Below are 22,737 nucleotides of genomic sequence, written 5' to 3'. Positions count from 1 at the left end.
CATGAATGATCAACAAATGTTGCGCTATGCCCGCCACATCATGCTTGATGATTTTGGTTTTGAAGGGCAAGAAACTTTATCACAAAGCAGAGTCTTGATTTTAGGGCTTGGCGGCCTGGGCTCGCCCGCGCTGGCCTACCTAGCCGCGGCGGGTGTCGGGCATTTGGATTTGTTGGATTACGATACGGTCGAGCTCAGTAATTTACAACGTCAAATTGCGCATACGACGGCCCGGGTGGGCGAAACCAAAGTGGCCTCTGCTGCGCAGTTTGTGCAGCAACTCAATCCCGACGTGCAAGTGAGGCAACATGCTTACAAAGCTGATGATCAGCAATTGGCAGCACTGATTGCGCAAACAGATGTGGTGCTCGATTGTAGCGATAATTTTAGTGTTCGCCAGCAACTCAACCGCCTGTGTTTTGCGGCTAAAGTCCCATTAGTGTCTGCCGCCGCCATCAAATACAATGCCCAAATTACCGTTTTCGATTTTCGCAAAGGACAGGGGCCGTGTTACGCCTGTTTATATGACCCGCAGGAACCTATAGCCCCAGATAATTGCGCTACCTTAGGCGTCTTTGCCCCCTTACTGGGCATTATTGGGAGCATGCAGGCAGCAGAAGCGCTTAAGTTACTGCTAAATTTAGGCCAGAGTCTGCAGGGACGCCTGTTGATGCTCGATATTCTACCTATGCGCTGGCATAGCCTGACTCTGCAAGCGCAGCCTACATGCCCTGTATGCAGTCATCATCAAGGGCACATCAAAGACCATTAAGACCGTTATTTTAGCGGTCCTTAGCCCTTATCTTTGTGCCCTCAAGGTGGATGCTAGCTCGGTGGTCCTAAGATGGCGTATTCAGGCACACGCCGAGTAGCCACTAGCGCTTTTTAGCCTTCCAATACAGCTCATACTCGGTGTCAGGCGCCGCGAACTTGATTTCAAACGCGCATAATTCATCGCCTCTAAAGACGTGGATGACGGCACGTTGCCCTGCTTGATAGCGTTGTAACAAGGTCTCTAGATTATTGCCTGAGACACGTAGATGGTCGATGGCTACGAGGATATCGTTTGCCGATAAACCGGCCTGATGCGCGGCTCCATGCTCGAATACCGCCGCCAGCACCGTTTGATTATTTTCTTGTTTGATACGCGCATTCAGTGAAACGCTGTCTTTTGTAGGTGTTTTTTTGCGTAGACGAATATGGCTTTTACTTTGTTTGAGCAAGGCTTTAAGGGGTAGCGTTTCGGTGCCATACACATAGCGCCGCAAGAAGTCGGCGACGGCTTCAGCCTGCAGTCCACAAGCCGCCGCGACGATTTGTTCAAAACCACGCTCGCTAAGACCTTGTTGGCTTGCGTCACCCCTATAAAAATCACGACCAAAATGCTGCCATAAATAACGCATCACATCATCTAGGCTCTTGCGTTGCTGACTTTGAATGCGAATCCATAAATCCAAGCAAAGTGCGGTTAGGGCACCTTTGGTGTAATAACTGACGATCGCATTAATGGAGTTTTCGTTTTGTTTGTAGTATTTGGTCCAAGCTTCAAAAGAACTCTGAGCCACGGTTTGCTTATGCTGGCCTGTGCCCTTAAAGACGATATTGACAAAACGTTGCAGTAAGCGGCAGTAGTCTTCGGTCTCAATCACGCCACTACGCCATAGCATTAAATCATCATAATACGAGGTAAAACCTTCGAAGACCCAAAGTAATTCAGTGGGTGTGGCTTGCGTGAGGTCATAGGGCACGAAACGAGCTGGCTTAATGCGTTTCACATTCCAACTATGAAAATATTCATGACTGACTAAGCCCAAAAAGTTCTGATAACCCGTTTGGTTTTGCGCTTGCCCTATACTCGGTAAGTCGCTGCGCGCGATCATCAGAGCGGTACTGCTACGATGCTCCAGACCCCCATAACTATTTTCGGTGATATGCGTCATAAATACATACCGATCACTACTATCCGCAAAAGGCGCTGTGGCGGTTTGCGGCTCAAAAAGCTCGATTTGGCTCTGGCAGATTTGCTGGCAATCCTTAGCAATGCGAGCTAGATCCAAATTAGGTGCCAACCCCGTAAAGACCATCTCGTGAGTGATACCACCCGCTTTAAAAGTGACGACTTGTGGGGTTCCCATTTCAACAGGATGATCAATTAGGGCATCATAATTGGGCGCTTGATAAAATCCAAAGCCATGACGCTTAGCACAAGATTTATGCGTTTTAGCTAAAGGTAAACTGGTGTAGACGTGCCAATGTTTAGCGCCTTTGGGTGCTTGAATATCAAGTAAGCAAGGCAGGTGTTCTTGTCCTTTCACCGCCAAAAAGACACTGCTACCGTTAAAAAAACCATGATGTTGATCTAAGTGGGATTCACGTACCGATAAGTCCCAGGCATAAACCACATAATTGAGCGTAACCGAAGTTTGCGAAGTGTGGATACGCCACGTGCTGGTATTAATGGCCTCAATGGCGAGGGCCGCGCCTGCGTCATCGAATGCCTGCATAGATTCAATGTGGCGCGCAAAATCGCGAATCAAGTAACTCCCAGGGATCCAGGTTGGCAGATATACCTCTACATAAGAGTCATGACGGCTTTTTTTGCAATGCAAACTGATTTCAAAACGATGGCCGCTCAGATCACGCGAAGAAATACGGTAAGAAATTAACTGTTTAGACATAAATCAAGAATAAAAATAGTAAGTGGATTCATCATAACAGCCTAGCGAATAGTTCGCATAGGTTCGCAAGCCGCACAGCGTTCACTTTTTGGACGATAGTGCCTTTATCAACGTAAATGCATGAATTTGAAACATTATTAATTTACTTTAGGTAAAATCCCAAAAGTACCTATGTGACAAACATGGTTTTTTAATTTTTGTAAAACTTATTAGTATTTATTTACAAATTATAATTAAAAAGCTATACTTTAACGGCTTTTAATATGGCGCAGTGTGGTGAGTAAGATAGGATTAACTGCTTTTTATGACAGAACCCGTAAGGCTTACCCCATCCGAAAGAAAGCGTCTTAACCAAAAAGCATTTAAAGGCTTATTAAATGCTGTCATTGCGCAGTCTTGTGCCTTAGTCGTGGTTGTACTCATTGCGGCAATTTGGGGACTATGGGCAGCCGTGTCAGCATTGGCTGGGGGACTAGCATATTTATTGCCATCGGCGTTTTTTGTATTGCATATGCTGATCAAGCTCTTTGCACAACAAAATGCCAGTGCCATGACTTTTTTCTATGGTGAAGGCTTTAAATTATTTGCCGCCGTGGCTTTGCTATTTATCAGCTATCGCCTTTTAGGTAGTCACATAGTGTGGCCAGCGTTGCTATTTGGGTTGCTGGCTGTACTAAAAGCTTATGTGTTGTTATTAGCCACTAAAAAGCTCTAAACAGCACCTAAGTTAACGAGTTTAATTTCTACAAACGTATCAGTTCGGAGAAGCATTTCATGGCTGCATCAGAAGTCTCCCCTCAGTCATATTATGTAACGCACCACTTGGTGCACTTTAATAGCTACGGCGAAGCCCAAAGCAAAATTGCCGACTTTTCAGTCGTCAATTACGATTCATTATTCTGGTCCATTCTTATGGGCATCATTGCATTGTTAGTGTTGTTTTTAGCCGCACGCAAAGCCACCAACGGTGTTCCAGGTCGCTTTCAGACCGCCATCGAAATGCTTGTCGAAATGGTCAATGATCAGGCCAAAGCTATCATCCACAACGCGACTTCTCGCAAATTCGTAGCGCCACTCGCACTCACCGTGTTTTTGTGGATCACACTCATGAATGTACTCGACTTGATGCCTGTCGATTTGCCAGGTCAAATCTTAGGTTGGGTTGGCTTAGCTGGCGATCATGAGCAACACGGCCCACTCTATTATCATCGTATTCTTCCAACAGCAGACCTGAATGTGCCTATGGGTATGTCTATTGGTGTCTTGCTCTTGTCTTTATACTACGGTATCAAAATCAAGCATCCAGGCGGCTTTGTCAAAGAACTATTCACCGCACCATTTCATGCTCATGGCTTTGGTGCTATCTTGCTTGCCCCAGCCAATTTTTTACTCAACTTAATTGAATATGCGGCCAAAACGGTATCGTTGGGTATGCGGTTGTTCGGTAATATGTTCGCGGGCGAATTGGTCTTTATGTTGATCGCTTTATTAGGCGGCGCTTGGACCGGTTTTAATGCCCTGAGTATTGGCTTAGGTATTGGTCATGTCTTGGCTGGTTCCATCTGGGCGATCTTCCATATTTTGATTATCTTGTTACAGGCCTTCATTTTTATGATGCTCACGCTTGTCTACATTGGTCAGGCTCACGAAGGTCACTAAATCGTTTTTTCTCACAGCCTACGTAGAGAAGCCGGACGTAGTGCTGTGAATCACTTAACCGGTTTCATCCATCTTTAATTATTTTAGGTTCATTACCACAAGGAGTTGTTATGACCACAGCAGGTTTAGTCGCTCTCGCTTGCGCGTTCATTATTGGTTTAGGTGCTATCGGTGCATGTATCGGTATTGGTATCATGGGCGGTAAATACTTAGAAGCGTCAGCTCGTCAACCTGAGTTGATGAATACCCTTCAAACCAAAATGTTCTTGTTAGCAGGTCTTATCGATGCGGCCTTCTTGATTGGCGTCGGTATTGCCATGATGTTTGCGTTCGCTAACCCATTTGCAGGCTAATTGAGCGAGACAGTTTTTACCATCGCTGATGGTGTTTGAACTGGATGGAGTGTGATGCAGAGCGAGTCAGTTCTGCATCAATATACCGCTCAAAAACTCTGGTTAAGCTTTTTAAGCCTAACCGTAACTTCATAGCTTAAAGGGAAACGAACGTGAATTTAAATGCTACCCTCATCTTTCAGGTGATTGTCTTCTTCGTGTTGGCATGGTTCACAATGAAATTTATTTGGCCGCCGTTGATCAAAGCGATCGATGAACGTCGCCAAAAAATCGCAGAAGGCCTAGCAGCCGCTGACAAGGGTAAAGAAGATCTCGAAAAAGCTAAGGAGCGTATCAACGAGATTGAACACGCCACCAAAGCTGAAAACCAGCAACGCATTGCTGATGCCGAAAAAACGGCGGATAGCATTGTTGCTGAAGCACGCGAAAAAGCCGAAGCGGAACGTGCTCGTATTCTAGAACAAGCCAAACAAGATGCGCTTCTAGAAGTCGAACGTTTACGCAATAGCTTGCGTAATGATGTTGCAGATCTTGCCGTTAAGGGTGCTGAACAAATTCTTCGTAAAGAAGTTGATGCCAATGCCCATGCAGAATTGTTGAATCAACTTAAAACCCAGCTTTAAAGCGAAATAAATATGGCTGAACTTTCCACAATCGCTCGTCCTTATGCAGAAGCTGCTTATGCTGCCGCTAAACAAGCTGCAGACTTGCCGGCTTGGCAAGAGGCTCTCAATGAGTTGGCGCAAATTGTCTCTTTGCCAAAAATTCAAGAATTATTGGCAAACCCGAAACTTGACAATGACCAACGAGTCTCTCTACTCAAAGAGTTAGTGTCTGATAGCGCCCCAGAGCATTTCGATAACTTTATAAATGTCATCGTTGAGCAAGAGCGCTGGATTGCACTACCTTCTATTGCCGAGCAGTTCCGAGTGCTCAAGAACCGCGCCGAAGGTTCTGCTACAGCTAAGATTATTTCTGCTTTCGAGCTGTCTGAGTCTCAAGTACAAGAATTGCTTAGCGATTTACAACAAAAATTCAATGTGACGCTCAAACCCGAAGTAAGCGTAGACCCAAGCCTTATTGGTGGTGTACGCGTGGAAGTAGGCGATCAAGTGTTAGATACTTCAGTGCAAGCGCAACTTACGCGTTTGCGCCACAAATTGGCTGCCGACTAAGCAGTTAAAATAACAGGATTTCAGGAGTCTGAATATGCAACTCAATCCGTCAGAGATCAGCGATTTGCTCAAAAGTCGTATAGAAGGCTTAGGCGTATCTACTGATGTTCGTACACAAGGTACGGTGGTTTCCGTGTCCGACGGTATTACCCGTATTCACGGTTTATCAGATGTCATGCAAGGGGAAATGTTAGAGTTCCCTAATAACGTCTTTGGCTTAGCACTTAACTTAGAGCGTGACTCTGTTGGTGCTGTAATTCTAGGTGAAGCCGACTTAATTTCTGAAGGCGATGTCGTCAAAACAACAGGTCGTATTCTCGAAGTACCTGTGGGTCCAGAACTTTGTGGTCGGGTTGTTAACACCTTAGGTCAACCTATCGATGGTAAAGGTCCAATCAACGCCGCCGCTAGCGACGTCATCGAAAAAGTCGCGCCTGGCGTGATTGCACGTAAATCAGTCTCTCAACCTTTACAAACGGGTCTTAAATCTGTTGACTCCATGGTGCCTATCGGCCGTGGTCAACGTGAGTTGATTATTGGTGACCGCCAAACCGGTAAAACTGCCGCAGCGATTGACGCCATCATCAACCAAAAAGGCCAAGACGTATTTTGTATTTATGTCGCGGTAGGCCAAAAAGCCTCAACCGTAAATAACGTCGTACGCCGTCTCGAAGAAGCCGGTGCCCTTGAATATACGATTGTGGTAGCCGCCACTGCTGCAGACTCTGCCGCTATGCAGTACTTAGCACCTTACGCCGGTTGTACCATGGGCGAATACTTCCGTGATCGCGGTCAAGATGCTCTTATTGTGTATGACGATCTTACCAAACAAGCTTGGGCATATCGTCAAGTATCCTTGCTATTGCGTCGTCCACCTGGACGTGAAGCCTACCCAGGCGATATTTTCTACTTACACTCTCGTCTACTCGAACGTGCTGCACGCGTGAACGAAGAATACGTAGAAAAATTCACCAATGGCGAAGTCAAAGGCAAAACGGGCTCATTAACGGCATTGCCTATCATCGAAACGCAGGCAGGTGACGTTTCAGCCTTCGTGCCAACCAATGTTATTTCGATTACTGACGGTCAAATCTTCCTAGAAACTGACTTGTTTAACGCGGGTGTGCGTCCAGCAATCAACGCCGGTATTTCCGTTTCTCGTGTCGGTGGCTCCGCACAAACCAAAGTCATCAAGAAACTTTCTGGTGGTATTCGTACTGACTTGGCACAATATCGTGAATTGGCCGCCTTCTCACAATTCGCTTCTGACCTTGACGAAGCGACCCGTCGCCAGTTGGAACGTGGTGAGCGTGTAGTGGAATTACTCAAACAACCGCAATACAGCCCACTAAAAGTATGGGAATTGGCAGCAGGCTTGTATGCCATCAATAACGGTTATCTTGATGACATCCCTGTGGCACAAATTCTACCTTTCGAGAAAGGTTTACTAGAATTCCTTAAAAACAAACATAGCGATTTAATTGATCGCATCCAAACGAACAAAGAGCTATCCAAAGACGACGACGCTGCCCTCAAAGCTGCTGTTGAAGCCTTTAAAAAAGAGTTCTCTTAATTGACTAATGGTTCTAATATATGTTTCGACATATATTAGAACGCAACCTAATAAGGAATCCCATAGGAAAGCATTATGGCTGGAATTAAGGAAATCCGCAGCAAAATCAAAAGTGTGCAAAATACGCGTAAGATCACGAAAGCCATGCAAATGGTAGCGTCATCTAAAATGCGTAAAGCACAACTCAGAATGTATGCTGGTCGTCCGTATTCTGACAAGGTGCGTAGTATCGCTCAGCACTTAATGAGTGCTAATACAGACTTTACCCATCCATACATCGAAGAGCGCCAAGCTATTAAGTCAGTGGGTGTTGTTTTAATCACTACCGACAAAGGTCTCTGTGGTGGTCTTAATACCAACTTATTTAGGCTTGTGCTCTCTAAACTGAAAGAATTTAAAGAGCAAAGCATTAGTGTTCAAGGCACGGCTTTTGGTAACAAGGGCTTGGGCTTTTTTAATCGCGTTGGTGTGAATGTGGTTTCACATCAAGTGCAAATGGGCGATGAACCTAAGTTAGATAATCTTATCGGCGCCCTTAAAGTTCAGTTTGATGACTTCAAAGCCGGCAAGATTGATGCGATTTATATTGCTACCAATTTGTTCATCAATAATATGCAACAAACACCTGTTTTTGCCCGTTTATTACCTTTACCGACGGGTTTAAATGATGTTTTCCAAAGTGTTCCAGGTCGAGTTGCTAAGCAAGCGCAAGAAAGTGAAAAAGCTACGCTTGACACCTATTCATGGGACTATATTTTTGAGCCAGATGCGACTACCGTCCTTAATGAGTTGTTGCAACGTTACGTCGAAGCAGTGGTTTACCAAGCGGTTGCCGAAAATATGGCTTCTGAACAATCAGCTCGTATGGTGGCCATGAAATCAGCCTCTGACAACGCCAAAAAAGTCATCGACGATTTGCAGTTGGTCTACAACAAAACTCGTCAAGCAGCAATTACCAAAGAAATTTCAGAAATTGTCGGAGGTGCAGCAGCGGTCTAAGGATCCTGTGCGTCTCCAAATATTAAGAGTAAGGAAACAACATGAGTAACGGAACCATTGTTCAGTGCATCGGCGCCGTGGTAGATATTGAATTCCCACGCGATAATTTGCCTCATATTTACGAAGCCGTTGTCTTAGATGACGATCAAGGTAGTGATTTTGCCGAAAAAGGCTTAACTCTTGAAGTTCAACAACAATTAGGTGATGGCGTTGTACGCGCAATTGCCTTGGGTTCTACTGACGGTTTACGCCGTGGTATGACAGTGAACCGCACCAACGCTCCTATCTCTGTACCAGTTGGTGCAGGTACCCTTGGTCGTATCGTTGATGTATTGGGTCGTCCAATTGACGAAGCGGGCCCTATTGAGCACTCAGAAACCCGTGCAATTCACCAACCAGCGCCTAAATTCGACGAACTCACCCCTTCAGTTGAATTGCTTGAAACTGGCATTAAAGTAATTGACTTGATTTGTCCATTCGCAAAAGGTGGTAAGGTCGGTCTATTCGGCGGTGCGGGTGTAGGTAAAACCGTCAATATGATGGAATTAATTAATAACATCGCTAAGCAACACTCTGGTCTATCCGTGTTTGCCGGTGTCGGTGAACGTACTCGTGAAGGTAATGACTTCTACTACGAAATGGAAGAATCTAACGTTCTAGACAAAGTAGCGATGGTCTTCGGTCAAATGAATGAACCACCAGGTAACCGTTTACGTGTGGCACTAACTGGTCTTTCAATGGCCGAAAGCTTCCGTGACGAAGGTCGTGACGTCTTGTTCTTTGTGGATAATATTTACCGTTATACCTTAGCAGGTACTGAGGTTTCTGCTTTGCTAGGTCGTATGCCATCTGCCGTGGGTTATCAACCAACCCTTGCAGAAGAAATGGGTAAATTGCAAGAGCGTATTACTTCCACTAAGACTGGTTCTATTACCTCTATTCAAGCCGTTTATGTCCCAGCGGATGACTTGACTGACCCATCACCTGCTACCACTTTCTTACACTTAGACTCTACAGTGGTATTGTCTCGTGATATTGCCTCTTTAGGTATTTATCCAGCGGTTGATCCACTTGATTCAACTAGCCGTCAATTGGATCCTCAAGTGGTCGGCGAGGAGCACTATCAAGTGGCTCGTCAAGTTCAACAAACCCTCCAACGCTACAAAGAATTGCGCGATATCATCGCCATTCTTGGTATGGATGAGTTGTCCCAAGAAGACAAACAAATCGTGGCTCGTGCTCGTAAGATCCAACGCTTCTTGTCACAACCATTCCACGTAGCAGAGGTCTTTACCGGTGCTCCAGGTAAATTCGTTAGCTTGGCAGACACCATCCGTGGTTTCAAAATGATTGTAGAAGGTGAGTGTGACTCATTGCCAGAGCAAGCTTTCTACATGGTTGGCTCTATTGATGAGGCTATCGAAAAAGCCAAAACCTTAAAATAAGGAAGTAATTAACTATGGCAGCATTAATCAAAGTTGATGTAGTTAGCGCAGAAAAATCTATTTACAGCGGTACTGCGAAACTCGTTGTGCTACCGGGTGAATCAGGCTCTTTAGGTATTTTGCCTGGTCATACGCCGTTAATTACTCGTATTCGCCCGGGTGTGGTTAAACTCATTCACGAAAACGATCAAGAAGAGGTCGTTTTCGTGGCGGGTGGTATCCTCGAGGTGCAACCTAATGCCGTGATTGTACTGGCTGACGTGGCCGAACGCGTCGAAGAACTCGACCGCGAGAAAGCGCAACAAGCACGTCAACGTGCCGAAGAAAATCTGCGTCGTGTCAAATCTCAAGACAGAGCCGAAATTGCTGTGGTTGAAGCTGAACTTGCGATGTTGGCAGCACAAGTCAAAGCCATTGACACCTATCGCAAATTAGGTAAACGCAGCTAAGCATTTTAGTACAAACACTAGGTCACAAACGACACTAGTCAGCGTATAATAGAAACAGACTTCTTTTGAAGTCTGTTTTTGTTTGTATGCAAGCTTTTCTCTCAGGATGTTGTAGTTCTCCGCCTGACCCGATCACGTTCTGTGGTCTTCACGCTTAGTCTTTTCAACTTATAATACGTTTTAGTATTTCATCACTCTCACCCTGAAAGCTTCTATTTTTATTGCCACGACTACAGACGCCAAGTCGTCTGGGTTATTTCTTTTTTTAGTAGTTAGCTATGTCTTCTTCAAATACGCATCATCAGGCCGCAGGTGCTTTAACCGGTTCTGAAGCCTTTAAAGCCATTTTACGTGTGACCAGCGGCAACTTTATGGAGCAATTCGATTTTTTCTTGTTCGGATTTTATGCTTCTTATATTTCTCATACCTTTTTCCCGTCAGATAATGATTTAACCAGCCTCCTCAAAACCTTTGCAGTATTTGCGACAGGATTTTTGATGCGCCCAATTGGGGCGGTCATCTTGGGGGCTTATATTGATCGTATCGGGCGTCGCCAAGGCCTCATTTTAACGCTGACTCTAATGGCGTTTGGTACCTTGATTATTGCTGTGATGCCTGGCTATGAGCATATTGGACTGTTTGCACCACTACTTGTCTTGTTAGCACGTTTAGTGCAGGGTTTTTCGGCAGGTGTTGAGTTAGGCGGTGTCTCTGTTTATTTATCTGAGATCGCTAAACCTGGTCACAAAGGTTTTTATGTGAGTTGGCAGTCGGGTAGTCAACAAATTGCTATTCTGATTGCCTCAATCCTAGGGTTTGCTGTCAATGAGTTTTTTAGCTCAGAAGAAATCAACGCCTGGGCTTGGCGTATACCCTTCTTGGTGGGCTGTGCCATCATCCCATTGATCTTTATTTTGCGTCGCAATATGCAAGAAACTGCAGCCTTTGAACAAAAGAAAACGAAGCCGAGTTTCAAGCAAGCGCTCGGCATCATGCGCGAGAACTGGAAGATCGTGCTCTGTGGTATGTTGTTGGTGGCCATGACCACTACCAATTTTTACTTTATTACTGTGTATACACCGACCTATGGTGTCGCCGTGCTCAACTTATCTAAGACCAGCACTTTAGCGGTCACGGCCATGGTGGCCATTTCTAACTTTATATGGTTGCCTATAGGTGGCGCCATCTCTGATAAATTTGGCCGCAAACCCTTAATGTTAGCGATGAGTGCCTTAGCCTTTTGTACGGTCTTGCCGGCCATGCATTGGTTGGCTTCTGCGCCAAGCTTTGGGCGGATGGCATTGGTCTTGTTGTACATGTCTTTCACATACGGTATTTACAATGGCACGACGATCGCTGCGCTCACCGAAATTATGCCAGAATCCGTGCGAACGGCTGGTTTCTCTTTGGCTTATAGCTTAGCAACGGCGGTCTTCGGTGGCCTGACCCCCATCATTGCTACGTATTTATTCCAAAGCACGGGCAGCCGAAGTTCACCTGCCCTCTGGTTAATGTTTGCGGCCGTATGCGCTTTTGTGTCAACGTGCTTGATTTATTCCAAAAATAATAAAGTCGGTCGAGTCATACAATAAAAACCGCCCTTAAAAAAGCCTGCCTAGTAAATGCTAGTGCAGGCTTTTTGACATTTAGAATAAGCCGACAATATCTTCGTTATCGTCGATATCGATTTTTTCGGCGGCTGGACGCTTAGGGAGTCCCGGCATACGTAAGACATTGCCTGTCATGACCACAATGAAACCAGCGCCTGCATTGAGGATGATATCGTTGACACCGACAGTAAAGCCTTTGGGTCGACCCAATTCGTCTTTATCATCACTTAATGAATACTGGGTTTTGGCGATACAAATAGGTAAGTGACCAAAACCCTGCGCTTCGAGCTGCGCGATTTTTTGTGAGGCTTGACGGCTATAACTCACCCCTTGACCACCGTAGACACGGCATACAATGCTATTGATCTTGTCTTTAAGCGCATCCTCATCGGCGTAGCTCAAACTGAGTGACGGTTTTTCTTGTTGCTCTATCATGGCCATGATTTGTTTGGCTAAATCAATGGCACCAGCGCTGCCTTGTTCCCAGGCTTTGCACACAGACATAGCAACCCCTAGTTCTGTGCATAATTGGCGGATAGCCTCGATTTCGTCCTCGTAATCGCCTTCAAAGTGATTAAGCGCCACGATGCAGGGTAATTTAAACACATCACGAATATTTTCAATGTGTTTGCGTAAATTCGCTGAACCTTTTTGTAAAGCCGCTAAATTCGCCTCTTGTAGCTGTTCCTTGGCGACGCCACCATTGTATTTAAGGGAGCGGGTGGTAACCACGAGGGTCACGATATCGGGGCATAAATCGGCACTACGGCATTTGATATTGATGAATTTTTCGGCGCCCAAATCGGCTCCAAAACCTGCCTCAGTGACCGTATAGTCTGCTAGAGCCAAGGCATATTGGGTGGCCATGACACTATTGCAGCCATGGGCGATATTGGCAAAAGGGCCACCGTGAATAATGGCAGGAGAACCTTCTAGACTTTGCACTAAATTAGGTTTAAAGGCATCGCGCAAGAGGGCGCAAAGAGCGCCAGTGACCTGTAAATCATCGCAGGTAATGGCTTGATTATCCGTACTAAAAGCGACCACCATGCGCCCCAAACGTTGGCGCAGATCTGCAAAGTCTTTGGCAAGGCAAAACACCGCCATAATTTCTGAGGTGACGGTGATATCAAACCCATCTTGACGGCAAACACCGTCTTTGTCCCCCCCTAAACCGTTGACGATATGACGTAACTGTCTGTCATTCATATCCAAGACGCGTCGCCAAGTGATGCGTTTGGGATCTATATTGAGTTCATTGCCTTGGTAAATATGATTGTCGAGAATAGCAGCTAAGAGATTATGGGCGCTGGTGATAGCATGAAAATCACCCGTAAAATGCAAATTAATATCATGCATAGGCACCACCTGAGCTTTACCGCCGCCAGCAGCGCCGCCTTTAATACCAAAGACAGGCCCCATCGAGGGTTGACGTATAGTGACAATACTTTTTTGTTGTAATTTGTTGAAGGCATCATTTAAGCCCACGCATAAGGTGGTTTTGCCCTCGCCGGCTGGTGTCGGATTGACGGCGGTAAGCAATATTAAATGGCCTTTTTTAGAGAGATCGGGTTGCCGGGTGATTTTGGCTTTGTAGTTGCCATACAAACTCAAATCTTCTTCTGCTAGGCCGATTTTTTGGGCGATTTGGCGGATATCCTGCATGGTATATTGGCGCACGATGCGCTCATCATAAGATATTTTGGATGCGGTCATAATTACCTCAAAGAAATCATTAGTGGGCGTGGGCAGTAGTGGCTGAGTTGTCCTACAATCTTAAACTATAGTGATTGTATATGACAAAAGTGTGGTGCTCAGGGCGGTATCGATATGAAGTTTTCGAGGCCGTTAAAGACGCAAATCATCCATGTCTACGGGTTAAACATCAATACTCACAGACTGTTATTTTTTGTATAAAACTGTTAAAGTAAAATTTGCTTTGACTGTGTTTTTAGAGTGAACCTACCACCATGACGTCTTCCACTTCAACCCTGCAACACCTCGAGCCCAAAGCCGTTTGGCAATGGTTTGCCAAATTTTGCGAAATTCCTCATCCGACCTATCATGAGGCTGAGCTGGCTAGTTACATTAAGCAGGCTTGTCAGCAACGTGGCCTTAGGGTGGAACAAGACGCTAAGGGTAATTTACGTATCTCTAAACCAGCCACTCAGGGGCTCGAGCAGGCGCCAGTGATTGGCTTGCAGGCTCATATTGATATGGTGCCCCAAAAGTCCGATAACAGTCATCATGATTTCCAAAAAGACCCCATCTTGCCTCGCATAGCAGATGGTTGGGTCAGTGCCACAGAGACCACTTTGGGGGCAGACAATGGGATTGGTGCGTGTATGGGCTTGGCCTTATTGTTTGCAGACGATATCGCCCATCCGCCTTTGGAATTAATTCTCACGCTCGAAGAAGAAACGGGTATGGGCGGTGCCAGAGCGCTGGCGCCAGAGTGGCTAGATCTACCTTATTTGCTCAATCTGGATACCGAAGAAGAAGGGTGTTTGTATGTCGGTTGCGCGGGCGGTCGTGATATGAGTTTTAGCGTTGATATGGCACCGCAACCGTCCGACCCAGAATCATCGCCCTGGCTAATCGAGGTCTCTGGCTTGCAAGGTGGGCACTCCGGTCTCGATATCCATCTAGGATTGGGTAATGCCAACAAAATCCTTGCCGACTTGCTGTTGCAATGGCATCAGGAACAAGCCTTTGGCTTAGTTAGTTTGCAGGGTGGGACCTTGCGTAACGCTATTCCACGCGCGGCCAGTGCCGTGATTATGCCGTCGCAACAAACCGATATTAGCGAGTTCCGTCATCGCTTTAGCCAATTAGTAAGCAAGATCAAGCATCATTGGCATTCCGAAAAGCAGCTTGAAATTAGTTTGCAACCTAACCCAGCGGTGTCGCACTATTACAGTGCTAAGCAGACAGAGCAATTATTGCAATTAATACACGCTATTCCCAATGGTGTGATTGCAGAGAGTGCAGATTTCGACGACGTGGTAGAGACCTCAATAAGCATGGGCGTTATTGAGCATACCGAGCATCAGGTCCGAATTCATTGCTTAATGCGCTCTTTATTAGAATCCCCCAAAGATGAACTCTGCAGTCAGCTCGAAGCTATTGCACGCAAATATGGTGCGCAAACGCAGGTGAGTGGTGATTATCCGGGTTGGCAACCGGATGCCCATTCAGTACTACTCAAAAAGGCCAGTCACATCTTCAAAGAGCGTCTAGGATATGAGCCCGATATCAAAGTCGTACATGCGGGCTTAGAGTGCGGCATTCTCAAAGGCCATGCGCCAGCCACCGATATGATTTCTTTTGGTCCCAACATAGAAAATGCCCATTCACCTCGAGAATGTGTCGAGATCGACAGTGTGCAATTGAATTGGCAATTGTTATGTGATTTATGCCTTGCCCTGAGCAAAGAGGATTGCTAAATGAGGCCAGATACGATTACGTGGTTGTATATTTCTCTGGTGATTGTGGTTTTGCCTTTTGTGCTCTTAAGCGCCGTCTTTGTCTTGCGTCACCCAGACAAAAGCTCTCGTCAACAGGGGATTGCCGGCGGCTTGCTTCTCTTTATTCTGTGCAGTATCAATATCGCGCTCTACAATATCACGAGTATTTTGGTCTATCTTAAGTATTTGCGTCATAGCAGTTTGCGTTACAAATACCCTATGGTGCAACAATTGTTGGGTGTGGAGTTTGCCATCAGCGTAGCGCTCGTGTTTGTGACGCTTTTTATGGTGTTTTTAGTTTTCAAAAAAACACCGGATACTCCGCAGCGCATCATTAAATGGCTGATAGCAACGAGTTTTTTGCTGGTGTTCTATCTGTTGGTCAATATCTCTTACCCCAAATACGTGGCCAGTTCCATCGGGCAAGATATTCCGATAGCCATGAACTTATTTGTGCTGCTCGTCATTATGACCGCCTTTATTGCTTACTTTGCCTTGGCTAGTCGCGTCCACCTGACTTACCAAACACCGCAGTTAGCGCAAGCCAAACAAAAGGGTGAAATCTAAGCACAAGCCCGTGGTGGTGTTAGAAAAAGCGCAGACCGTTTTCGGTCAAAATACCATTAATGGCCTGGTCGTGGCGTTGTGGCAAATAGTCTTGAGGAAGTTGCAGACATTGCCAAGTCACCCCAAGTACCAAGGGGGCAGGGGGCTGTTGTCTGAGTTGCTCGAGCGTGCGATCATAAAAACCCCCGCCATAGCCCATGCGTTCACCATTTTGGCCATACGCGAGCATGGGCGTGAGCATGATGTCTGGTTTTGCGGCAGGACGATGACGGGCCGGTTCTCGGGTACCAAACGGCGCTTCCTGTAAAGGTTCATCTGCTTGCCACTCAAAAAACGCTAAGGGCTCGTGATTGGCCTCGATCACAGGTAAACTGATGGTGTGTCCGAGTTTGCTCAAGTGCTTGAGTAAGGGGCGCAGATCGGGTTCTTCACGGATGGGCCAAAAAGCACTGATTTGACATGTCCTGTCAGCATAATCACTGGTCGTAAACCAATCCAAAAAGTGCTGACAGAGGCGTTCTGAGTCTTTGGCAATCTGAGCGCGGCTCAATTGCTTGCGCTGATCTAATAATTGGCGGCGAAGGTCTTGATAAGCGTCTGGTGTCATCGTATTTATCTAGGTTATAAGCAAGTATAGCCGCCAGTATAACGCGACAAAAAGGTAAGAGTTCATGAAATTTTTTGCGGATTTACGGTCATCCACGTCTTCCACGCAAGTCCTGCGAAGGCCCTATAAAGGCTTGCTGTTGAGTTTGCAAGGCTTGAGTCTGGCTGGACTTATCGGCTTGGTGGCCGCTTGTGCGCCGCAAGGTCAATCAGAGGCGGCGGATGAGTCTCAAAATCCACAAGCAGAGCAAAGCAGCCTGCATCCCGATCGTCATTTTTTGCAGCAGCGCGCGCTTAAGCCGGTAGATCCGACGGCTAGACAGGCGGTGGTACAGGCCTATGAGGCGCAGCGTACACGCCAATGGCAACGCTTACCTACGCTTGCGCAAAGCGCCCAAAATGACTATCAATTGGGCGCTTATCCAATGTTTTGGTATTTGCGTCATCAAGTTAATGATGCGACACAATTATTTCCAACGACTGAACTTAATCGTTTTTTACAAACATACAAGCACACATACGTCGCTGAGCGCCTAAAAGCCGATTGGGCCAAAGCGGCGGCCAATCGTGGTGATTATCAGGTGATCTTAGCGCTAGATCCCATTAATTTAAATGACAGCCAAGCACAGTGCGCGCTGACGCAGGCCAAATTAATCGCGGGGCATGCCATCCGTACCTCAGAGGCCATGTCTACATTTAAGCCCGGCAAAAACTGTTGGGGTTTACTCAATACCCTCCAAAGTCAGGGGCAGTTGCATCTTAAAGATGTTCAAGCGTTGTTACGCGACGCGGTCGAGTACGACGATAAACAAGCCGCCAGACATTATGCCAATGCGGTGTTTACGGCCGCGCAGATGTCTGACTATGATCGTATTTATGCTAATCCCAAGGCTTGGATAGCACAGCAAAGTGGGGTGCCGGCCGATGATGCCCATGCTGAATTACGTGCCATTGCGTTTAGTCGTTTGGCACGTCAGGACCGTCAGCAGGGCATAGAGGTATTGCGGCAAACCCAATTGCTACGCGAAGACGACAAGCGCTGGGCCTTTACACAATTTGCCTTAGTCGCGGCGCTGAATCGTGAACCGCAAGCGCACGCCTGGTATCAAGAAGCCAAGGGGGTGTATTTACGTGATTACAATGCCGCGTGGCGAGTCAGGGCGGCATTGTATCAGGCACAGATTGATTGGCAAGCGGTGTTCGACAATATTGAACGTATGAATCAGGCACAGCGCCAAGAAACAGCCTGGCGTTATTGGCGGGCCCGCGCCTTGCAAGCCTTGGGCAAACAAAGCCAGGCTCAGGCGGGTTTTACATCTTTATTGTCGCATGATGATTTTTATGGACAATTAGCTCGCGAGGCCTTAGGTCAAAAAATCCAATGGCCGCAAGAGGCTCGTGCAGTGAGCAGCCAAGAAGTCCATCAGATCCAACGCAATAGCGGTCTGCAAAACGCGATTGCCTTATTTAATATGGGCGCGCACGCCAGTGCGGTGGCTGAATGGAATTTTGCGATTCAAGGGCTTAGTGATCGGCAATTATTAGCCGCGGCACAATGGGCCTTAGATTCCCATTTTTATGATCGAGCCATCAACACTTCGCTGCAAAGCAAGAGTCAAATCAATATGGCTCAGCGTTTTCCGGCACCTTTTGATCAACAAGTGCGTGCGGAAGCCTCCAAGCAAGGGGTTGATCCCGCCTGGGTATATGGCTTAATTCGGCAAGAATCCCGTTTTGTGACGGTGGCACGCTCAAGTTCGGGGGCGGCTGGATTAATGCAAATCATGCCAGAAACTGCGCGTGTGGTGGCGCGCAAACTCGGTATGGGCGGAGTCAATCGTGCTGATTTACATGATTTTAATCTCAATACGCTCTTAGGGACGGCCTATTTACGCATGACCTTAGATCGTCTAAATGGCTCCGAATTGCTGGCTACCGCAGGCTATAATGCTGGTCCGAATCGTGCTATTCGCTGGCAAAATGATTTTTCTCATCCCATCGAAGCGGCCATTTTTGTTGAAACTATTCCCTATACCGAGACCCGTATTTATGTCAAAAACGTCATGGCCAATACGATTTGGTACAGCATGATGTTTAATCATCATCAAGCACAATCCTTGACCCAACGTTTAGGCACGGTGCGCTAATGGCCACTACTGTAGATGCAGCCACCGCAGGTTTAGACGTTTATTTGGTAGGGGGCGCAGTTCGTGATGCCTTATTGCAGCTGCCTGTTGGCGATAAGGATTGGGTCGTGGTGGGCGCCGATCCGCAAACCATGGTGGCGCGCGGCTTTACACCCGTGGGTGGTGACTTTCCAGTGTTTTTGCATCCGCAAACCAAAGAGGAATATGCGCTGGCGCGCACCGAGAGAAAAATTTCTCAAGGTTACAAGGGCTTTAGCTTTTATACGGGTCACGATGTCAGTCTCGCACAGGATTTACAACGACGCGATCTTACGATTAATGCTATTGCTCAGGATCCTGAGGGGCAATTGCATGATCCCTTTGGTGGCCTCCAGGATATCCAAGACCGACGTTTACGCCATGTTAGTGAGGCCTTTGTCGAGGATCCCGTGCGAATTCTACGGTTAGCACGGTTTTTAGCGCGTTTTACTGAATTCACGGTGGCCCCAGAGACCTTGACGTTGTGTCGGCAAATGGTCGCCAATGGTGAGGTGCAAGCGCTTGTGCCTGAGCGCGTCTGGCAAGAAATCCGCAAGGCGCTGATGGCACAACAACCCTCACGTTGTTTTAATTTCTTAACAGAGATTCACGCCCTAGAGATTATTATGCCAGGGCTCGTCCTTACCCCTTTGGTTTTAGAAAGCCTGGATCAAGCGGCGCAAAGGCGATTTAAGGTGGAGCAACGGGTAGCCTTATTATGCGCCCAAAGCCCAGATCCTAAGCGCTTATTACAGGCATTACGGGCCCCTACGCTGGTGCTTGAGTATGCACTTTTAGTGCAACAACTCAGCGCTGCACTTAGTGTTACGCGGCTGAGGGACGCACAACAAGCTCTCGATCTACTCTTACAGAGCGATGCTTTGCGCAAGCCACAACGCTTTTTGGATAGTATTCAAGCCTGTCAACTGCTTACCGAGTTACAAACTCAGGTCAAGTCAAGCACCGCGTTGTGCTTTGAGCAGTGGCAACACGTGCTAGAGACCGTACAACAAGTGGATGCTGGCCGCATTGCTCAACAATGTGAGGGGCAGGTCGCGAAGATTAAAACGGCCATTTATGAGGCCCGTTTGCAAGCTCTACAAGCAACAGCCCTATTTGCAGAGTCTACAACTGATGACGGCGATCCCCTCGACTAAAACCGAGAGGATCCATATCCAAACCCTTGCCCAGTAACATCGCTTTAAAGAGCTCACCCATTTCGGCTTCGGAAAGTAGTTTTTGGACGGGACCCACTTGACTCGCGTAATGGGCAATATCCTGTGGATCGAGCTGACTCAAAAGCTGCAAAATACCGCAATTGATCAAGAAATTCGCCTGCGAAGTGTAGCCGAGGATCTCTAGACCTTGTGCATGGGCACTCTCGGCAATGGCCGTAAAGTCCACATGCGCAGTGATATCTTGTACGCCAGGATAGCTTAAGACGTCGTCATGAGCTTGATGATGCAAGTGACAGATCAAGGTGCCTTGCTGTCGTTGCGGCAGATAGTATTCATCCGCAGGAAAACCGTAATCGATCAGCAAAATGGCGCCTTGCCGTAATATTTGCGCTAATTGTGTAATCCAAGCGCGTCCTTGATCATTAAATTCGCTGCAGTAAGGATGAGTCTGTGGCAAACGCTCAATACCGATAGGCAACTCATCGGCGTTCAGGCGCTGCTCTTGCCAGATAAAGCGATGATGCGTATCTAGGCTCACGTATTTTTCGGTGATAGCGCCATCGGCTTGGCGTTCGACCAGTCGCACAGGCATGGCATCGAGCACCTCGTTAGCAAGCATGCAGCCGCTAAACTGCTCGGGCAATTGGCTCAGCCAAATCACTTGATCGGCATATTCTTTTAGGGTTTCTTGCTGCAGCGCCTTGAGGTCTGCAGAGACTTCGAGAATGTAATACTTAAGATCGGCTCGGTTTAAGCTTTGCAAAATACTGTGGGCTAATTTACCACTGCCAGCACCAAATTCCAGGATCTGCGGCGACTCTACCTGCTCCAACACCTGCGCAATTTGTAATGCAAGGGTGCGGCCAAACCAAGGACTAAGCTCAGGCGCCGTCACAAAGTCGCCCGAGGGTTGTGGACTTGAGACATTGTGATGACTGCCTGCTAGCTTGATTTTGGGGCTGTCGTAATAGCCCAAATGCGGTTGGTACAGGGCATAATGCATCCATTTCTGAAAGCTAATAGCGCCTTGCTGTTGAATGATGCTAGCAATAAAGTCATGCGTTGCTTGACAGTGCTCTCTTTCGGCATCACTTAATTGCAGAGCGACTGATTCTTGTGAAGGGGTAGCCATTGGAGTGTTATTTGACACCATATTGGTCACGGTAGGCCGCGACTTTGCTGCGATAGTCCGCTAGTTCTTCTGAGCCGTCTAACAACGCCATAATATCATTAAGATCAGCAATACTAATGACGGGTACGCCATAGCGTTGCTGTACCTCTTCAACGGCAGAGTGCGCTGTGAGTTGCTCTGCGTTTCCCGCTTTTTCCATGCGGTTAAGGGCAATTAAAATCGCCGCGACTTCGGCGCCGGCTTGACGAATAATCGAAACGGCCTCATTCACAGAAGTCCCCGCGGTGATTACGTCATCGATGATCACCACTTTGCCTTGTAAAGGCGCCCCAACTAAGGTGCCGCCTTCACCATGATCTTTGGCTTCTTTGCGATTAAAGGCATAAGGAATAGCACAATCAAAGCGACTACTATAGGCGACCGCCGTGGTGGCTGCTAGGCTAATTCCCTTGTAAGCAGGCCCAAACAACATATCAAAGGCAACACCGCTGTCATGCAGTGTTTGTGCAAAAAACTGCGCCAATTTGCCAGCACTGTAACCATTATTAAAGAGTCCTGCATTAAAGAAATAAGGACTGTGACGCCCCGATTTGGTGACAAAATCACCAAATTTAAGGACACCTTGCTCGAGCGCGAACTGCACAAATTGTTGACTCAGATCGTTGGCTTGTACGGGGTGTAGATTTGATTCACTGCTTGCTGACATACTTAGCCTTTCATGAAGATAAATTACAATAGAGAGTATTTTACAAAATTATCTATTCAAAAGGGCGCCAGAAACTGGACGGTTGACCGACACTAAGCTGCCACTCTCAATGAGCGCTCAATAAGGAGTTTTTGTGTTAAGAATTACCTCAGTCAATGTCAATGGCATTCGTGCCGCCTCACGGAAGGGCTTTTTTGAGTGGTTACAAACGCACCAAGCCCAATTAGTGGCCCTGCAAGAAATTAAGATCAGCGCCGCCGATATGACAGAGGCCTTGCGTCATCCTGAGGGCTATCAAGGCGCTTTTTGTCATGCTGCCAAAAAAGGCTACAGCGGTGTTGGCCTGTATTGTGCTACGTCCTTGCCGCAACCGACGATTAGTCATGGTTTGGGCTGTGATGAGTTTGATCCAGAGGGTCGAATTATCCGGGCAGATTGGCGTAATTTAACCGTCATTAGTGCCTATTTGCCATCGGGTTCCAGTAGTGAAGAGCGTCAAGCCGCCAAATTTCGTTTTTTAGATAAATTCGGCCCTTGGATAGATGCTTTTATGCAGCATCATCGAGAAACGGGGCACGAATATATCATTTGTGGCGATTGGAATATGGCACACAAAGAAATTGACATAAAAAACTGGAAGGGCAACCTTAAAAACTCTGGGTTTACGCCAGAAGAGCGAGCATGGATGACGCATTTATTCGAAAAGCGTGGCTTTGTCGATGTATTTAGACGCCTAAATCCTAATCCTGACGAATATACCTGGTGGAGTAACCGTGGTCAGGCGTGGGCCAAGAATGTGGGCTGGCGTATTGACTATCAGATTGCTACGCCAGGGGTGGCTGCTACCGCCGTACATACGGCGGTTTACAAGGCGCAGCGATTCTCTGATCATGCACCACTGACAGTGGATTATGATTTTACGATTGAGGCTTAAATCAAGCGGGCAAATTTTTTTTCGATACGGGTCAGACCGCA

Annotated in this window: 21 protein-coding genes; 16 read left to right on the top strand and 5 right to left on the bottom strand. The window is 47.0% G+C overall.

Annotated elements, in window-relative coordinates:
- Position 1 precedes the first annotated feature (1 nt).
- Positions 2–772 (top strand): HesA/MoeB/ThiF family protein, encoded by a 771-nt coding sequence (locus Q335_RS0102025; RefSeq protein ID WP_028357210.1) that lies wholly within the window; start codon positions 2–4, stop codon positions 770–772.
- Between the two features lie 103 nt (positions 773–875).
- On the opposite strand, the gene Q335_RS08925 is transcribed toward Q335_RS0102025, so the two are convergent.
- Positions 876–2,678: a M61 family metallopeptidase gene (locus Q335_RS08925; protein WP_051532231.1), complete on the bottom strand. Its 1,803-nt coding sequence runs from the start codon at positions 2,676–2,678 to the stop codon at positions 876–878.
- 304 nt (positions 2,679–2,982) lie between these two features.
- Here Q335_RS08925 and Q335_RS0102015 point away from each other — a divergent pair, with 304 nt between their 5' ends.
- The 10 genes from Q335_RS0102015 (at position 2,983) to tcuC (ending at position 11,923) form a co-directional block, all read left to right on the top strand.
- Positions 2,983–3,393, top strand: a complete 411-nt coding sequence (locus Q335_RS0102015) for an ATP synthase subunit I (protein ID WP_028357209.1) — start codon at positions 2,983–2,985, stop codon at positions 3,391–3,393.
- A gap of 59 nt (positions 3,394–3,452) precedes the next feature.
- Positions 3,453–4,337, top strand: coding sequence for a F0F1 ATP synthase subunit A (atpB, locus tag Q335_RS0102010; RefSeq protein ID WP_028357208.1), 885 nt, complete (start codon positions 3,453–3,455; stop codon positions 4,335–4,337).
- Between the two features lie 110 nt (positions 4,338–4,447).
- Positions 4,448–4,690: a F0F1 ATP synthase subunit C gene (atpE, locus tag Q335_RS0102005; protein ID WP_028357207.1), complete on the top strand. Its 243-nt coding sequence runs from the start codon at positions 4,448–4,450 to the stop codon at positions 4,688–4,690.
- 152 nt (positions 4,691–4,842) lie between these two features.
- Positions 4,843–5,313, top strand: a complete 471-nt coding sequence (locus Q335_RS0102000) for a F0F1 ATP synthase subunit B (RefSeq protein WP_028357206.1) — start codon at positions 4,843–4,845, stop codon at positions 5,311–5,313.
- A gap of 12 nt (positions 5,314–5,325) precedes the next feature.
- Entirely contained in the window at positions 5,326–5,865 is a 540-nt protein-coding gene (locus tag Q335_RS0101995; RefSeq protein WP_028357205.1) for a F0F1 ATP synthase subunit delta, read from the top strand.
- 34 nt (positions 5,866–5,899) lie between these two features.
- The gene (gene atpA / locus Q335_RS0101990; protein WP_028357204.1) at positions 5,900–7,438 is read left to right on the top strand and encodes a F0F1 ATP synthase subunit alpha; all 1,539 of its coding nucleotides are present in this window, start codon (positions 5,900–5,902) and stop codon (positions 7,436–7,438) included.
- 75 nt (positions 7,439–7,513) lie between these two features.
- Positions 7,514–8,437 carry a F0F1 ATP synthase subunit gamma gene (gene atpG / locus Q335_RS0101985; RefSeq protein ID WP_028357203.1) on the top strand — a complete coding sequence of 308 codons (924 nt, stop codon included), beginning with the start codon at positions 7,514–7,516 and terminating at the stop codon, positions 8,435–8,437.
- Between the two features lie 41 nt (positions 8,438–8,478).
- Positions 8,479–9,882, top strand: a complete 1,404-nt coding sequence (atpD, locus tag Q335_RS0101980; RefSeq protein WP_028357202.1) for a F0F1 ATP synthase subunit beta — start codon at positions 8,479–8,481, stop codon at positions 9,880–9,882.
- 14 nt (positions 9,883–9,896) lie between these two features.
- The gene (locus Q335_RS0101975; protein WP_028357201.1) at positions 9,897–10,331 is read left to right on the top strand and encodes a F0F1 ATP synthase subunit epsilon; all 435 of its coding nucleotides are present in this window, start codon (positions 9,897–9,899) and stop codon (positions 10,329–10,331) included.
- 278 nt (positions 10,332–10,609) lie between these two features.
- On the top strand, positions 10,610–11,923 hold the full coding sequence (tcuC, locus tag Q335_RS0101970) for an MFS transporter (RefSeq protein WP_028357200.1): 1,314 nt from the start codon (positions 10,610–10,612) through the stop codon (positions 11,921–11,923).
- Positions 11,924–11,977: 54 nt separating this feature from the next.
- Here the strand turns inward: tcuC and Q335_RS0101965 are convergent, their stop codons facing one another.
- Entirely contained in the window at positions 11,978–13,657 is a 1,680-nt protein-coding gene (locus tag Q335_RS0101965) for a formate--tetrahydrofolate ligase (protein ID WP_038369221.1), read from the bottom strand.
- Between the two features lie 254 nt (positions 13,658–13,911).
- Between Q335_RS0101965 and pepD the strand changes: the two genes are divergently transcribed.
- Together pepD and Q335_RS0101955 are read left to right on the top strand one after the other, a co-directional pair.
- Entirely contained in the window at positions 13,912–15,387 is a 1,476-nt protein-coding gene (gene pepD / locus Q335_RS0101960; protein ID WP_028357198.1) for a beta-Ala-His dipeptidase, read from the top strand.
- A complete protein-coding gene (locus tag Q335_RS0101955) occupies positions 15,388–15,975 on the top strand; it encodes a DUF2569 family protein (RefSeq protein WP_028357197.1) in 588 nt (195 codons plus the stop codon).
- A 19-nt stretch (positions 15,976–15,994) separates the two neighbouring features.
- Here the strand turns inward: Q335_RS0101955 and Q335_RS08920 are convergent, their stop codons facing one another.
- Positions 15,995–16,582 carry a 5-formyltetrahydrofolate cyclo-ligase gene (locus tag Q335_RS08920; RefSeq protein WP_051532230.1) on the bottom strand — a complete coding sequence of 196 codons (588 nt, stop codon included), beginning with the start codon at positions 16,580–16,582 and terminating at the stop codon, positions 15,995–15,997.
- A 64-nt stretch (positions 16,583–16,646) separates the two neighbouring features.
- Here Q335_RS08920 and Q335_RS0101945 point away from each other — a divergent pair, with 64 nt between their 5' ends.
- Both Q335_RS0101945 and Q335_RS08915 read left to right on the top strand, forming a co-directional pair.
- A complete protein-coding gene (locus tag Q335_RS0101945) occupies positions 16,647–18,728 on the top strand; it encodes a lytic transglycosylase domain-containing protein (RefSeq protein WP_084493501.1) in 2,082 nt (693 codons plus the stop codon).
- Complete coding sequence (locus Q335_RS08915) at positions 18,728–19,903, top strand: tRNA nucleotidyltransferase/poly(A) polymerase-related protein (protein ID WP_051532229.1); 1,176 nt, start codon at positions 18,728–18,730, stop codon at positions 19,901–19,903. Before Q335_RS0101945 ends, Q335_RS08915 begins: the two co-directional genes overlap by 1 nt.
- On the opposite strand, the gene Q335_RS0101935 is transcribed toward Q335_RS08915, so the two are convergent.
- Together Q335_RS0101935 and pyrE are read right to left on the bottom strand one after the other, a co-directional pair.
- The gene (locus Q335_RS0101935; protein ID WP_028357195.1) at positions 19,872–21,056 is read right to left on the bottom strand and encodes a class I SAM-dependent methyltransferase; all 1,185 of its coding nucleotides are present in this window, start codon (positions 21,054–21,056) and stop codon (positions 19,872–19,874) included. The genes Q335_RS08915 and Q335_RS0101935 overlap by 32 nt on opposite strands.
- A gap of 7 nt (positions 21,057–21,063) precedes the next feature.
- Positions 21,064–21,762: an orotate phosphoribosyltransferase gene (gene pyrE, locus Q335_RS0101930; protein WP_038369219.1), complete on the bottom strand. Its 699-nt coding sequence runs from the start codon at positions 21,760–21,762 to the stop codon at positions 21,064–21,066.
- A 133-nt stretch (positions 21,763–21,895) separates the two neighbouring features.
- Between pyrE and Q335_RS0101925 the strand changes: the two genes are divergently transcribed.
- A complete protein-coding gene (locus Q335_RS0101925) occupies positions 21,896–22,696 on the top strand; it encodes an exodeoxyribonuclease III (RefSeq protein WP_028357193.1) in 801 nt (266 codons plus the stop codon).
- The last annotated feature ends 41 nt before the right edge of the window (positions 22,697–22,737 follow it).

It is taken from the genome of Brackiella oedipodis DSM 13743, assembly GCF_000621025.1.
Taxonomy (GTDB): domain Bacteria; phylum Pseudomonadota; class Gammaproteobacteria; order Burkholderiales; family Burkholderiaceae_B; genus Oligella; species Oligella oedipodis.
The sequence above is the reverse complement of the archived record's forward strand: the minus strand, read 5'-3'. Positions and strand labels throughout refer to the sequence as shown.